Below are 13184 nucleotides of genomic sequence, written 5' to 3' on the forward strand. Positions count from 1 at the left end.
TCAGACCGAACGGAGATAGTCGCTGATAGCTGTGTCCTGTGAGTTGGCATAGAAAAGGTCGCTGAACCTGTCTCCGGCGATAGCGGACCGGAGAAGGTCCTTATCGACGTTCTTGAGGACGGTCAGCATGTCATGGCAGGCGGCCCCCTTCAGATCTTTCAGGATGCCGCGGTTCTTGCGCATGATTTCTGCGCGTTCCTTGGGATAACCGGATCCGCCCTCGTTCTCGAAAATCTTGCGGTAGCAGTCCTGCAGATTGAGTTCCGCAGCCCAGCCAAAGCCCTTGGCATAAGGCATCGACATGCAGTTGCCGTCGTTGATCTGGCTGAAGAGGAAGGCGTCGGTCGGGTCGATCACCAAACCGCAGAACACGCCGGGCATCGAGTTGCATGCTAGCATGGAACCCATCCCGGTACCGCACCCGGTAACGACGAAATCGGCTGCCCCGGAATTGAGCAGGATTCCAGCCAGCAGGCCATTCATGACATACGTCAGCTGCGCCCCGTCTTCCGCAGTGTACATGCCGTAATGGTGCACCTCGTGGCCGAGCGGTTCGGCTACGGCGACCAGCGCATCTTGGATGATGCTGCTCTTGGCGGCCTGGCTGTTCTCGATGACGAGCGCGATCTTCATTGTGCCTCTCTCCGGCTCGCTGTGAGCCACTTTGAAAATTGGACCGGCTTCGCCTTTAGTGCCCGAAGGAAACCGGTGTCATTAATCCTTTTGCGGGAAACCGGACTGCATTTCAACCGTGCAGTTCAGTTTTCTACCGCCGGACGGGCAACCGACAACCGCTTGACGAGTTGAGCAGGGAAGCGGGCTCGCTGCGCCGCCTCGTCGGCAGGAGCTACAAGCTTGAGGGCCGCCGCCTTTCCCATTTCGCGGATCGGCCACCCGACTGTAGTCAGCGGGGGCCAGATATGGGCGGCAATCGGTGAATCGTCGAAACCAATGATCGACAGGTCTCTGGGCACGTGAATGTCGCGCTGCCGGGCGGCGTGCAGGGCCCCGGCCGCCATCTCGTCGTTGCTGCAGAAAATCGCGGTCGGTCGATCCTTTGAATCGAGCAATTCCCCCGCCGCAACCACGCCCGAATCGAAGCGATATGTTCCCTGAGCGATCGCACGAGGCGCGACTTCGAGCCCGTGCTTTAGCATGGCCCCCATGAAACCCTCTGCTCGCTCGTACGCAGACCGGAAACCCTCTGGCCCCTTGATAAGTCCAATCTTCCGATGACCCGATTCGACGAGGTAATCGACCGCGCTTTCAACCATCTCTCGGTCGTTGGATGCGACGACGTGTTCCTCATCGTCGAGCATCGCCGATCCCATCCGGACGTAACCGCAGCCCATCTCTCGGCAGAGTGCCGCAAGTTCGTCGTTCTCGGAGATCGGGGGAAGGATTAGCACTCCATAGAGGCGTTGCTGCTCAAGGAAGTGGCGAATGTCGTCGAGCATTTTGGGTGAATGGCGATCCACTGGCCGCACGACGAGAGCGAACTCGGTTGTGCGAATGGCATCGAGCACACCTTCCTGGAAGTTTAGCACTGTCTGCGCATTCGGGTTGTCGTGCAGCAGACCAAGCAGGAAATTCCGCCGCAAGGCTAGGGCCCGCGCTTGCGGATTCGGGACGTATCCAAGGTCGGCGATGACAGCCTCGATCTTTTCGCGCGTGTCCTTCTTGATGAGCGCCGACCGGTTGATCACTCTGCTGACGGTCTTCTTCGACACGCCTGCCACACGAGCCACGTCGTTGATCGTCGGTGTCTTGTTGGAACTGGCCATGGCGCTTCCTTAGCACTGCTCCCAAGGATGGGAGCATCCTTCGATGCGCCGTCCCCCACAATCGCGCGGAATGTTCGGCAGAATCGGCCGAGCGCCACGTAAAATCCCTTTTGACACCGGTTTCCTTTTTCGTCAAAACCGCCGCTGCATCAAGCAGTGGGGATGGATCGAGTGACAGTCGAAGCGTGCGAAATCGCACAAGCGTTCGTCGATGCGCGACGCAGCGGCACTGTACTCGAACGCTATCCGGGAGAGCGACCTGCCGACCTCGGTGCTGCATACCGCATCCAGGACAGCGCGCTTTCGATCTGGAACCGTGCGCTCGGCGGCTGGAAGGTCGGGAAGATCAATTCGCCTGAGGACCTGCTTCTGGGCGCCAATCGCCTTTCCGGGCCCGTTTTCGCAGACACCATTGAAACGTGTGGGACTACACCGACTCCGTTCAGGATCTTCCACGGTGGCTTCGCGGCAGTCGAAGCCGAATTTATGCTGCGCGTCGGCGTCACCGAAGGCCCTGTGCCGGCGTCACGCGAAGACGCGGTCCGGTGGATCGATGAAGTCCGCATTGGCATTGAAATAGCTTCGTCGCCATATGCTGCAATCAATGCTGACGGACCCTGCGTCACAATTTCGGACCATGGCAACAACGCCGGCCTTCTTCTGGGTCCGACGGTCCCGTTCGATCTCTGGGCGGACCTTGACCAAGTCGAAGTCTCGATGGAGATCGACGGTTCAATCGTGGGGCAGGCAACGACTGCGACGATGCTCGATGGACCATTCGGCGCAGCGGCGTTCCTGTTCGAAAACTTGCTAGAGCGTGGCATCATGCCGCAGGCAGGCTGGTGGATCTCGAGCGGGGCGATCACGGGTGTGCATCCAGTCTCAGGGAAGCAAGTTGCTCGCGCGCGCTTCAGTGGATTGGGGGAGGTATCAGTCTCCACAGTTTGAAGCGCAATTTGCATTCGCGGGTTGAGACTAAGTCCGTTTTCAGCATCCGATGGGACTATCTGCTGAAAGGCGCCGTGAGTTGCGGCCGAGAACTCCCCCTACGCTAGAAAACGGAATGGTCGCCCCGTTCCATCTCGGTTTCGCCGTCGATCAGAGTGCGATAATGGTCGAACAGCGTATCGTCCCCGGTCGATGGCGTAGCGGCCGCATCGTACGCTGCGGTCGCATGGTCGAAGACGAGCATGGACTCGGTCGCATAATATCGCCCGATGCGCGCAAGTTCGGCTTTGTCCGCCAGCGCTGGCGATACTTTTCCGAGAAAGCTCAATGCCGCGATAATCGCCTCGAGCAACTTGACGGGCACATGCCGGAAGCGCGGCTGGAGTCCGAGCAGTTCGAAGATCGCTTCGCCTTGCTGACGCGGTGTGATCGCTTCACCCGGGCCTCCGATTGGCAGGACCCGGTTGTGGCGGGTCTCGTCGAGCAGACACTCGGCCAGATAGCTGCCGAGGTCGGCATCGCTGATCGGCTTGCAGGCCGTCAACTTTCCATCGCCAAATAGTAGAAACGGCTTCCCCTTCATTACCCGGTCGATCTGGCCCGACAGCGACTTGAAGAACGCAGTCGGCCTAACGATCGAATAGGTCAGGCCGGAGTTCACCAGTTCCTTTTCGAAGGCGAGCTTCGCCTTCTGGAATTCGAGACGCGGCTTCTGCACGCAAATGGCCGAAAGCAGGATGAACTGGGGGATGCGCGCGTCCTTGGCGACGGCCAGCGCTCCCATGTGCGCACGATAGTCGATCGCCCACGCATCTCCAGGCCTGCCCGTTCGCGATGCGAGACAACTGATCACAGCATCGAATGATTCGCCTGCAAGTCCATCGGCCATCAGCGATGAAGGGTCGGTGGGGTCGCCAATTCGAACGGTGGCGCCGGAGAGCAGTTCGGCGATCGCACTTCGGTCCATTGTGCCGCCCGGCCCTGCATGCGCGCGTGTCAGACAGACCACCTCGTATTTGCGTTCAACCAGCGACCGCACTGTTGCACGACCGATCGTGCCAGTTGCACCGATGACAAAGACGCGCCGACCGGTGGAAAACGCACCTGCGGCGTCTGCAGCGGACGAATTGCTGTTGGGCGTTTCGTTCTGATCCGGGGAGGCCGCGATGGTCACTTCTTGCCCTCCCGTGCCTTCTTGGGCGGCCCGCAGATGATTACCAAAGGCTGCAATCGTACGCTCAATCGCAATCCTTGGCGTAGGCAAGACAAAACACTTCGACGGCGCCATCGATACGGCGGCGGTCAAGCTCGGGATCGGCGGGGAATGCGAAGCGTCGCTCGAGGTCCCCCATGCCCTTGCACATGGACGCGAATTGCTCGGCGGCGAGGACCGGGTCTTGAATCCGAAGTTCGCCCGCGTCGGCCATTGCCTTCAGTAGGCCGGCAAAGGCCTGGCGCATGCGATGCGGACCGGCAGCCAGAAAGGCCGCGCCGACTTCGGGTTCGTGCTCGGTTTCGGCAGCGATCCGGCGATCGAACTGCACCATTTCCGGTCGCGAAAGAAACGCGACCATGGCCTCGCCGATCGCATGAAGGCGTGTCCGCAGGCTCCCGCGTGGCAGGTCGCCAATATCGAAATGTCCGCGCAGCCGCTCGCATTCGCTCTCGACCGCCGCGACGAACAAGGCCCGCTTGTCGCCGAAGTGGTTGTAGACGGTCACCTTGGACACGCCTGCATCCGCCGCGATCTGCTCGATCGAAGCGGCTGCGAATCCCCGATCGAAGAACTGCTGTCCGGCCGCGGCAACGATCGCCTCATACTTGGCCACGTCGGTCGGCCGGCCCTTTCGCGCGGGTTCTTCGCTTGACAAAATGAACGGCTCCGTTCAGTTGAACACTTGCGTTCAGTAATGGCCGTGTCGCCATGGGAAGGCAAGCGGGGCCATGATCTGGATCGCGATCCGTATGCTAACGGGCGACGGGCAGAAATTCTATGGCTTGGTCTTCGGGATCGCCTTCTCGACCCTTTTGATAACCCAGCAGCTCACGATCTTCGTCAATCTGATCGAGCGCGGCGCCAGCTCCGTCTACAACGTCCCCACCGCCGACGTCTGGGTGATGGACGAGGTCAGCCGGACGACCGACGTCAATTACCCGATGGCGTCGACCGCGCTCGACAGGGTGCGCAGCGTCCCCGGCGTCGAATGGGCGGTCCCCCACCTGCGCGCCGGTGCTTCTGTCCGGTCGGGCGACGGGGATCTGGAAGGAGTTTCCATCGTAGGGGTGGACGATGCGACGCTCATCGGATTGCCCCTGCGCATGGTCACCGGCAGCGCCGACGTCCTGTCGCAGCCGGATAGTGTGATCATCGACGATGTGGGCGTTGCCCGCCTGTTCGAGGATGGCCGCAGCCCGATCGAAGAGAGGCTCGAACTCAACGACCAGCGTGCGGTGATCCGCGCGGTCGCCGATGCGATCCCGAGCTTTACCAGCCAGGTCACGCTCTACACTAAGTATAGCCAGGCGCTGCGCTATGTGCCCGGCACGCGCAACCGCCTGTCTTTCGTTCTCGTCGGCGCCTCACCGGGCGTCACCGCCGGCGAACTCGCCACCCGTATCGAAGCTGCGACGGGCCTGAGGGCGCGAACCCGCGACCAGTTCGCCCGCGACGGGGTAGACTTCATCATCCAGAATACCGGCATCCCACTTAACTTCGGGATCACCGTCGCACTCGGTTTCATCGTCGGGGTGGCGATCGTCGGGCTGACCTTCAGCCTGTTCATCCGCGACAACATCAAGCAGTTCGGCGCGCTCAAGGCGATCGGCGTCACCAATGCCAAGATCGGCCGGATGGTCGCCGCGCAGGCAGGGCTAGTGGGCCTGATCGGATACGGCCTGGGCGTGGTCGGAACCGTCCTGTTCATCTGGAGCTTTTCCGCCAACCCGACCTTCAAGGGTTTCTACATCCCTTGGCAGATCCCGCTCATCAGCCTTGTCGCCGTCGCTTTGATCCTCGCGCTGACGGGCTGGCTGGCGCTGCGCAATGTCCTGCGGACAGAACCCGCGTCGGTGTTCAGGTGAGCGGCGTTCTCCTCGACACCAGCGCCATCGGCGGCTGCAATCCCGCAGCGGCGATCTGCACACGCGGTGTCACCCGCGATTTCAAGGCTGGCCAGCAGACCATCACCGTCCTCCACGGCATCGACCTCGATGTCCGCTCGGGCGAGCTGACCTATCTCGTCGGAGAAAGCGGCTCGGGCAAGACGACGCTCATATCGATCATGTGCGGCATCCTCTGGCCGACTCTGGGCGAAGTTAAGGTGTTCGGCACGGATATCTATTCGCTCGGCGACACCGAACTGGTCGAGTTTCGCCTTAAGAACATCGGCTTCATCTTCCAGCAGTACAACCTCATCCCCTCGATCGACGCGGCGAGCAACGCGGCGGTGCCGCTGATCGCGCAAGGCGTGGATCGAAACGAAGCCCGTGAGCGCGCCGTTGCCATGCTCGAACGGCTCAACATCGGTAACCAGGCCGCCAAGCTGCCGAACCAGCTTTCCGGAGGACAGCAGCAGCGCGTCGCCATCGCCCGCGCGCTGGTCCACGAACCGCGTCTCGTCGTGTGCGACGAACCGACCGCTGCGCTCGATGCGGCCTCAGGGCGGCGGGTCATGGACTTGCTCCGCGACGTGGCGGTCGCCGCCGACCGTGCCTGCATCATCGTGACGCACGACAACCGGATCTTCGATCTCGCCGACCGCATCCTCGTGCTCGAGGACGGACGGATCACGCATGACGGCAAGCATATGCCCGAAGGACACTGAAATGGTCATCGACTGGAGAAATCTCAGCATCTCGCGTCAGATACTGCCCGCCATCGCGGTCATCGGACTTGTGATTGCTGCGCTGTTCATCTTCTCGGGTCTGCCCGATCGTGCGCTCGCGGAACCGGAGAGAGAACCTGCGCGAGCCCCTGCGGACCTGGCGAACAAGGCGCGTGTCGCCGGCTCGGGCGTAGTCGAACCGTCGAGCGAACTGATCCAGGTCGGATCGGCGGTCTCGGGCCTGGTCACCGATGTCCGCGTCGATCCCGGGGACAGGGTTTTGGCAGGGCAGGTGCTGTTCGTTGTCGATGATCGGATCGCCCGATCGATCCTGCGCGAAGCCGATGCGGCGATCGTCCAGGCGCGCGCTGCGATTTCCGAGGCGCGCTCGGCCCGCACGACCGCAGCCCGGCAATTGGCGCTGTACCGCAGCGTGGATGATCCTGCCGCCGTGAGCCGTGCCGAAGTGATCCGTGCTGAAGGAGAGGCTTCGGCGGCCAATGAGCGGCTGCGGCTCGCCCAGGCGCAACTCCAGGCGGCCCAGGCCCGCGCTGCGTCCGCTCGCACGGAGATCGACCGCCTCGTCGTGCGCGCGCCGATCGCAGGAGAAATCCTGACGGTGAACATCCGCAAGGGAGAGTTCGTGAGTACGCAAGGGGGCGGTAACGCGCAGGCCTTCATCGAGATGGGCCAGACGCAGCCGCTGCACGTGCGCATCGACATTGACGAGGAGCAGGCGCCGCGCGTCGCACTCGGCAAGCCGGCCACCGTATCGCCGCGCGGAGCGGCGGAGCGTCAGGTCCGCGCGAACTTCGTTCGTGCCGAGCCGCTCGTGGTACCCAAGCGGTCCTTGACGAACAGTGCGGCAGAGCGCGTCGACGTGCGGGTTCTCCAGGTGATCTACGAGTTGCCGGCTTCAGATGGCCTGTTCCGCGTGGGCCAGCAGGTCGATGCGTACATTCCGGCCGGGAGCGCCGCCAAGTGAAGCGTCGGACGGCTCTCGTCGCCGTCGGCTCGTTGGCGCTGGGGGCGTGCGTAGCAGGCCCGCCTGCGGAAATCGCAACGCCGTCGCCGACGCTACCGGAAACGTACCTGTTTACCCCGGGCGAGGGGGCGGGTGGTGCGTTGGCAAACCTGCTTCCCGGCAATGATCCTGCCTTCACAGCGCTTGCAAGCCAGGCCCTCGCCGCCTCGCCCACCCTTGGGGAGGCGATGGCGCGACTGGAGCAGGCGCGCGCAGGGGCAGACGGTGCGCGAGCCGAGCGGATGCCCGATATCGGCGCCAATGCCTCGGTAACCGGTACGCGCACCAATCCTGCCCAGTTTTCGTCGAGCCTGCCGCCGGGCATTGCGATCGACACCGAACGGGTCGCATATGGTGCGAACCTGACCGCTCGATGGGATCCTGATATCTTCGGTCGACTCAGGGCTCAGGAGCGCGTTGCTCTGGCGCGGGTCGATGCGGCCGACGCATCGGCCGCTGCCGTGCGCATCGCCCTGCTGTCGGAGATCGCTGCAAGCGTCATCGACTCGCGCACGCTCGATGCGCGCGAGGCGGCGATCCGGGAGGATGTCGCCGCCGCCGAGAGCCTCGCGCGCCTGTCCCTCGTCCGCGAGCGCGCCGGTATCGCGCCGGGGTTCGACCGGGTGCGGGCTGAGAGCGCCGCAGCCGCTTCGCGCAGCAGGCTCGTCGCGCTCGAGAGCGAGCGGGCAAGGATCGTCGGGCGGCTCGTCACCCTCACGGCTCTCGGAGGCTCGGTCGTTCGAGCGGCGCTATCGCCATTATCTGCCCCCGATACGCTCCCGGCCGCTCCGCCGACGCTTCCGTCGGCCTTGCTCCTGAACCGGCCCGATATCGTCTCCGCTGCTGCAAACCTGCGGGCCGAGGACGCCGATCTTGCTGCGTCTGCACGGCGGCGCTTCCCGTCGTTCGGTTTGTCCGGAGCGGTCGGGCTGCTCGCCTATGGTCTGGGCAACCTGTTCAACACCGGTTCGCTGGTGGGGTCGCTCGGCGCGACGATTGCCGGCCCGCTCCTGGATTTCGGGCGGATCGAGGCGGAGATCGCCGGGGCCGAGGCGAGCAAGAAAGCGGCCTTCGAAGCCTATCGCGGAACCGTCTATACGGCTCTGGGCGACGCAGAGGCGGCCTATGGACTGGTCGCCGCGGCCGATCGCGAAGCTGCGGCGGCGGCGGACGAAGCTTCGAGCCTCGGTCGCGCCGCCGCTCTTGCCGAAACGCGCCAGCGGGCCGGCCTGGCCGATTTCCTCACCGTTCTGGAAGCCCGCCGGGCGGCCGATGCGAGCGGCGAACGCGCCGCCGCGGCGTTGGGCAGAGCCCGGCGCGCGCGCGTCCTGCTGTGGCAGGCGCTGGGCGGCGGGCCCGTACCCGCGAGCTAGAATCCGCGCGAAATCGTAGCAGCGCGAAAGGGATCGATTTGCCTCATGTCGAGGCAACCTGCGCGAAGGGCTTGACGAAAACTCTCAATTTCCCAAACCTTGCGCGGGGATCGCATGGTTACGAACGCCGGCCTTGGCCGGATGGGGGGCAGATGAGCACCATGCAGGAAAGCACTATCGGCCATGTCGTCGGCACCGACGGCATCAAGGCCATGTGCAGCATCGACAATGCGACCCTTGCCGAAATCCGCGCGCGGATCGGCGGGGATACCGACAATACCTCGATCGGCGCGATCGTGCGGATTTCGGTCAGCGGGACCGACGTGTTCTGCGGCCTCGTCGAACTGGCGCGGGACCATGACGATCCGGGCCGCTCGCTGGCCGAGCTCGAATACATCGGCGAGGGCGTTCACGATGCCAGCGGCGCGCTGGTCGGGTTCAGCCGCGGCGTGTCGTCGTTTCCGCAACCCGGCGATCCCGCGCGGCTGGCGACCGAGGAAGAGCTGGCGATCATCTTCGCGCCGCCGGACCTGCCGCACATCCAGTTCGGCACCGTCTATCCCACGCGCGGCGTGCGGGCGCCGGTGCTGTTCGACAACCTGCTGAGCCGCCACTTCGCCATCGTCGGCTCGAGCGGGTCGGGCAAGTCGACTACCGTGTCCCTGCTGCTCGACCGGATCGTCGGGCGCGCCGGGCACGGCCACGTCGTCATCTTCGATCCCCACGGCGAATATGCCCACGCGTTCGGCGATGCGGCGCAGGTGTGGGACGTGTCCAACCTCGCCATGCCGTACTGGGCGATGAACCTGGACGAACATTGCGAGGCGTTCATCGCCGCCGGCGACGACCGCACGGTCGACGCCAACATCTTGGCCAAGGTCCTGCTCCGCGCGAGGCAGCGCAACATCCATGCCGAGGCGCCGGGCCGGATCACCGCCGACACACCGATATCCTACCAGCTCAAGGACCTGACCGACGCGCTGGAAGAGGAAGCGGGCCGCCTCGAGAAGCTCGCCGATGCATCGCGCTACACGCACCTGCGGCTGACGATCGAGCAGTTCTTCCACGACCGGCGCTACAACTTCATCTTCAACGCCGAGCATGCCGGAGCGTCGCTGCAGAAGCTGCTGGGCGACATCCTGCGCATTCCCAACGCGGGCAAGCCGATCTCGATCATCGACCTGGCCGGCGTGCCGACCGAGATCGTCAACGTCGTCGTCGCCACGCTGACGCGGCTGATCCTGGACTATGCCATCTGGGCCCCCCGTGCGGAGCGGGCGCCGATCCTGCTCGTCTGCGAAGAGGCGCACCGGTACTTGCCCCGGCACATGAACGAAGCGACCCGCTCGGTCCGCACCCAGCTCGAGCGCGTGGCGCGCGAGGGGCGCAAGTACGGCGTTTGCCTCGGTCTCGTATCGCAGCGCCCATCGGAACTGTCGGACACCGCGCTGTCGCAGTGCGGGACGCTGATCTCGCTGCGGCTCAACAACCAGTCCGACCAGGACCACCTGATCGCCGCGCTGTCGGAAGGCGCGCGCAGCCTGGCAGGCTCGGTCGGCGCGCTGCGCAACCGCGAATGCGTGATCAGCGGAGAGGGCGTGCCGATCCCCATGCGCGTGCGGATCGACGAGCTGGAAGTGGAAAAGCGACCTGCCTCCGAAGACCCCTCGTTCAGCGACCGCTGGTCCCATGACCGCGCCGATTCGGCGCTGCTGGACACGACCGTACGCCGCTGGCGGGTCGATCGGTGAGCCGGCCGGAAGGTCGATTTCACCGAGGGCATATCACACTGTCACAGTGTCAGGAGGGGAAGGTCTCGGCTTCGTACGATTAGCCCCTCTGGCGGACATTTGGGGCCTGAAACTGAATGCGGAGGCTATGCTATCATCCATCGGCGATGACACATTGCTGCACTATATGAAAGGACGCCTGCGGCCTCCCCTTACCGTTCGGAACCGTTCGGAAATTAACTGCGCCCTATTCTGCAAGGGTCCGATATAAAGAGTTGGCGAAAAGTGCGGTCGAATGTCGTCCCAGCCAGCGTTGGCGTAGCCGCAGCTAAGGCGATGCGGGCGAACCACGCAAAGGCAGAGACCACTCGCGGTCCCATCGAAAAACTCATGCGTAGGACAGTCCTCCACCCGACTCACCTTCTTCCCGCCGGGTCCCGACGCGGCGGGTGGCGTCTACCATCCACGAAGATGCAAGCCAGATCGCGACGGTCAGGGGCGCCGATACGATACCGTCGATCGCATAATGCCAACCTAAATGCACCGATCCCAACATGATCGTCGCGGCGAACACGATTGCGAGGGTTTTGACCCAAGGACGGGCACCCGTCACGAAAGCGATCACAACCCCCAAAGTGGCAGTCGCCACATGGAGCGATGGCATTGCAGAGATTCCCGTGCCCAGTGCTCCCGTTCCGGAATTGGCGGAGAGATACTCCATCGCTTTGAATGCGAGGAGCGAGTGATCGCGGTCCGCCTTTGCAAGTATCGCCATAAGCGGCGCAAAACGATCGCTTCCATAATACACTTCGTAAAAGCATGGCCCAACCGAAGCGAAGTAGGTGGCGAGCGCGGAGCCCAACCCGAACCAGGTTATGTTGAAGGCGATGGCCGCCTTGATCTGGACGTCTCGGTTGCGCGTGAAGCCGATCCAACCAGCCAGAAGGATCAGGTATGTTCCCCAGAGAGCGTAAATCCGGTCAATCGCAACCGTTCCGCCTTCGCCGATGACGGCGTGCGTTAGGCGCCAGGTGTCGACGCTGAATATCGCCCGCTCGAAATCGGCGAACCGCTGATCCCAATCGAACGGATTCACGAAGGGGATCGAAGCCTTGTAGGTTGCGAACGCTCTGCCAATCGGGATGTGAAGAAGGGTGAGGGCTATCCCGCGGATCAGCCAATGCCTTTGCTGCCGGACAATCCGCAGCAGCGTGCGGGTCGGGTGGGCTGACTTCCTGCGCGTCAGGGCGATTGCAATCAGGCCAAGCCAACCCAGCGGGATCAAGAACCATCCGGTGACGCCAAGGCCGATATCCGAAACCCGAAAGACTTGGTCAGCCTCAAGGCCCAAGTGCCGCGCGCCCACCAGCACTGCGCCCGCAAGCTCGATTGCGATTGCGGAAAACAGGATCACAAATGCGATTGCGTATGCACCGAATGGGGCCGCCATTCGCGTCAGGATTGACCTACCGAACAAAATCATCGTTGGCTCGCATTCGATGCCGGTATGTCACGTTCACCCTTTCCGAGAGGATAAGGTAGGGCAACCAGACTAGCGCACTGATCAGCACCCTCGAGATATTGCCGCGCAAAAGGTCAGCCAGCGGCGCTGTGACGGCAGTTGGCACTTCGGACATTGCGCCTATTCGCTGGGCGATCAGCAACTGGATCAGGATGTCGAGCAGCCATGCGAAGCCGAGCATGCGCGGGAATAGCGTCACGCTGTGCAGCGCGAAGGCGAATGCGATCATGTAAAAGAACGCCATCACCCCGACCGATGCCCCCATCATCACGAACAGCTCGCGCGCCCAATGCGGCGCCTGGCTGGTGAGGGCGGGTATCGCGATCAGAAATTCGAAGCTGCGCATCCCGACGTTGAGCAGCAAGCCGATCAGCAGCGATGCAAGGAAGCCCGCCGGGCCGAACAGCGGGTGGAGCCGTGCTTCTCCCACCTTTAGCTTGCGCCAACGGCCCCACTGGCTGAGGCTGGCTCCCCTCGGCTGGAGGCGGGCGTGGCGGGGAAAGCAGGCTTCTCCCAGCAGGAAGCCGGCCAAGGGGGCGAGGGCGATCAGGGCATAGGGTCCGAGCAGGCCTAGCCAGTCTTCCGCTACCGGTACGAAGCGGGGCGAGGCGAGGATGCGCAGGCACGCGGCCAGGAAGAAAGTGCCCGCCCAGCCGATCGCGAGCGCCACCGTCAACCGTTCCAGCGTGCGCGGAACCACCTCGCTGCGCCGAGTCAAGCGATCGCGATAGGCCTTGAGGCTGGAAGCGAAGGGCATTGTTTTTCAGGTCCTTGCCGCGACTCACGATCCTGCATGGCGAATCACGACCGTCGCATGGGGCCAAACTCGCAACCCAAAAGCAACGACCTCGCGTTGCGTTAACCCCGTTACTTAACATCGTGGGACATTAAGTTGCTGAAATTCCGCGTTAAAGTTTTGCTAACGAATTTAGTTTGACCGCGGGACGCCAAATCAGGAAAATGGCCCCAGTTTCGAAGC

At 63.2% G+C, this 13184-nt stretch carries 12 protein-coding genes; 6 read left to right on the plus strand and 6 right to left on the minus strand.

The genetic code is table 11. The features are described from left to right. Positions 1–633 carry an RpiB/LacA/LacB family sugar-phosphate isomerase gene (locus AR323_RS03355; protein WP_057882498.1) on the minus strand — a complete coding sequence of 211 codons (633 nt, stop codon included), beginning with the start codon at positions 631–633 and terminating at the stop codon, positions 1–3. A 125-nt stretch (positions 634–758) separates the two neighbouring features. Then, positions 759–1784 (minus strand): LacI family DNA-binding transcriptional regulator, encoded by a 1026-nt coding sequence (locus AR323_RS03360; RefSeq protein ID WP_057882499.1) that lies wholly within the window; start codon positions 1782–1784, stop codon positions 759–761. Between the two features lie 162 nt (positions 1785–1946). On the opposite strand from AR323_RS03360, the gene AR323_RS03365 reads away from it, so the two are divergent. After that, on the plus strand, positions 1947–2732 hold the full coding sequence (locus tag AR323_RS03365) for a 2-keto-4-pentenoate hydratase (protein ID WP_057882500.1): 786 nt from the start codon (positions 1947–1949) through the stop codon (positions 2730–2732). A 103-nt stretch (positions 2733–2835) separates the two neighbouring features. On the opposite strand, the gene AR323_RS03370 is transcribed toward AR323_RS03365, so the two are convergent. Then, positions 2836–3906 (minus strand): NAD(P)H-binding protein, encoded by a 1071-nt coding sequence (locus AR323_RS03370; protein ID WP_235510433.1) that lies wholly within the window; start codon positions 3904–3906, stop codon positions 2836–2838. A 64-nt stretch (positions 3907–3970) separates the two neighbouring features. Then, entirely contained in the window at positions 3971–4561 is a 591-nt protein-coding gene (locus tag AR323_RS03375) for a TetR/AcrR family transcriptional regulator (protein ID WP_235510434.1), read from the minus strand. A 115-nt stretch (positions 4562–4676) separates the two neighbouring features. On the opposite strand from AR323_RS03375, the gene AR323_RS03380 reads away from it, so the two are divergent. From AR323_RS03380 to AR323_RS03400, 5 genes are all read left to right on the plus strand, one after another. Continuing rightward, on the plus strand, positions 4677–5813 hold the full coding sequence (locus AR323_RS03380) for an ABC transporter permease (protein ID WP_057882502.1): 1137 nt from the start codon (positions 4677–4679) through the stop codon (positions 5811–5813). Then, a complete protein-coding gene (locus tag AR323_RS03385; RefSeq protein ID WP_200956666.1) occupies positions 5810–6556 on the plus strand; it encodes an ABC transporter ATP-binding protein in 747 nt (248 codons plus the stop codon). Before AR323_RS03380 ends, AR323_RS03385 begins: the two co-directional genes overlap by 4 nt. Further along, positions 6525–7541, plus strand: a complete 1017-nt coding sequence (locus AR323_RS03390; protein WP_235510435.1) for an efflux RND transporter periplasmic adaptor subunit — start codon at positions 6525–6527, stop codon at positions 7539–7541. The genes AR323_RS03385 and AR323_RS03390 overlap by 32 nt, the downstream gene beginning before the upstream one ends. Beyond that, positions 7538–8953, plus strand: a complete 1416-nt coding sequence (locus tag AR323_RS03395) for an efflux transporter outer membrane subunit (RefSeq protein WP_057882504.1) — start codon at positions 7538–7540, stop codon at positions 8951–8953. Before AR323_RS03390 ends, AR323_RS03395 begins: the two co-directional genes overlap by 4 nt. A 152-nt stretch (positions 8954–9105) precedes the next feature. Further along, positions 9106–10704 carry an ATP-binding protein gene (locus AR323_RS03400; RefSeq protein ID WP_057882505.1) on the plus strand — a complete coding sequence of 533 codons (1599 nt, stop codon included), beginning with the start codon at positions 9106–9108 and terminating at the stop codon, positions 10702–10704. Positions 10705–11071: 367 nt separating this feature from the next. Here AR323_RS03400 and AR323_RS03405 read toward each other — a convergent pair whose 3' ends face one another. Continuing rightward, a complete protein-coding gene (locus AR323_RS03405) occupies positions 11072–12097 on the minus strand; it encodes a phosphatase PAP2 family protein (protein WP_161808710.1) in 1026 nt (341 codons plus the stop codon). Between the two features lie 52 nt (positions 12098–12149). Continuing rightward, a complete protein-coding gene (locus AR323_RS03410) occupies positions 12150–12962 on the minus strand; it encodes a DUF2569 family protein (protein ID WP_057882507.1) in 813 nt (270 codons plus the stop codon). Positions 12963–13184: the final 222 nt, after the last annotated feature.

The sequence above is a fragment of the Tsuneonella troitsensis genome (assembly GCF_001441535.1).
Taxonomy (GTDB): domain Bacteria; phylum Pseudomonadota; class Alphaproteobacteria; order Sphingomonadales; family Sphingomonadaceae; genus Tsuneonella; species Tsuneonella troitsensis.

What these genes read in the sequence shown, in the direction of transcription:
- AR323_RS03365 (WP_057882500.1), top strand. Translation starts at nt 1,947, where the DNA reads ATGGATCGAGTGACAGTCGAAGCGTGCGAAATCGCACAAGCGTTCGTC.
- AR323_RS03380 (WP_057882502.1), top strand. Translation starts at nt 4,677, where the DNA reads ATGATCTGGATCGCGATCCGTATGCTAACGGGCGACGGGCAGAAATTC.
- AR323_RS03355 (WP_057882498.1), bottom strand. Translation starts at nt 633, where the DNA reads ATGAAGATCGCGCTCGTCATCGAGAACAGCCAGGCCGCCAAGAGCAGC.
- AR323_RS03410 (WP_057882507.1), bottom strand. Translation starts at nt 12,962, where the DNA reads ATGCCCTTCGCTTCCAGCCTCAAGGCCTATCGCGATCGCTTGACTCGG.
- AR323_RS03400 (WP_057882505.1), top strand. Translation starts at nt 9,106, where the DNA reads ATGAGCACCATGCAGGAAAGCACTATCGGCCATGTCGTCGGCACCGAC.
- AR323_RS03390 (WP_235510435.1), top strand. Translation starts at nt 6,525, where the DNA reads ATGACGGCAAGCATATGCCCGAAGGACACTGAAATGGTCATCGACTGG.
- AR323_RS03360 (WP_057882499.1), bottom strand. Translation starts at nt 1,784, where the DNA reads ATGGCCAGTTCCAACAAGACACCGACGATCAACGACGTGGCTCGTGTG.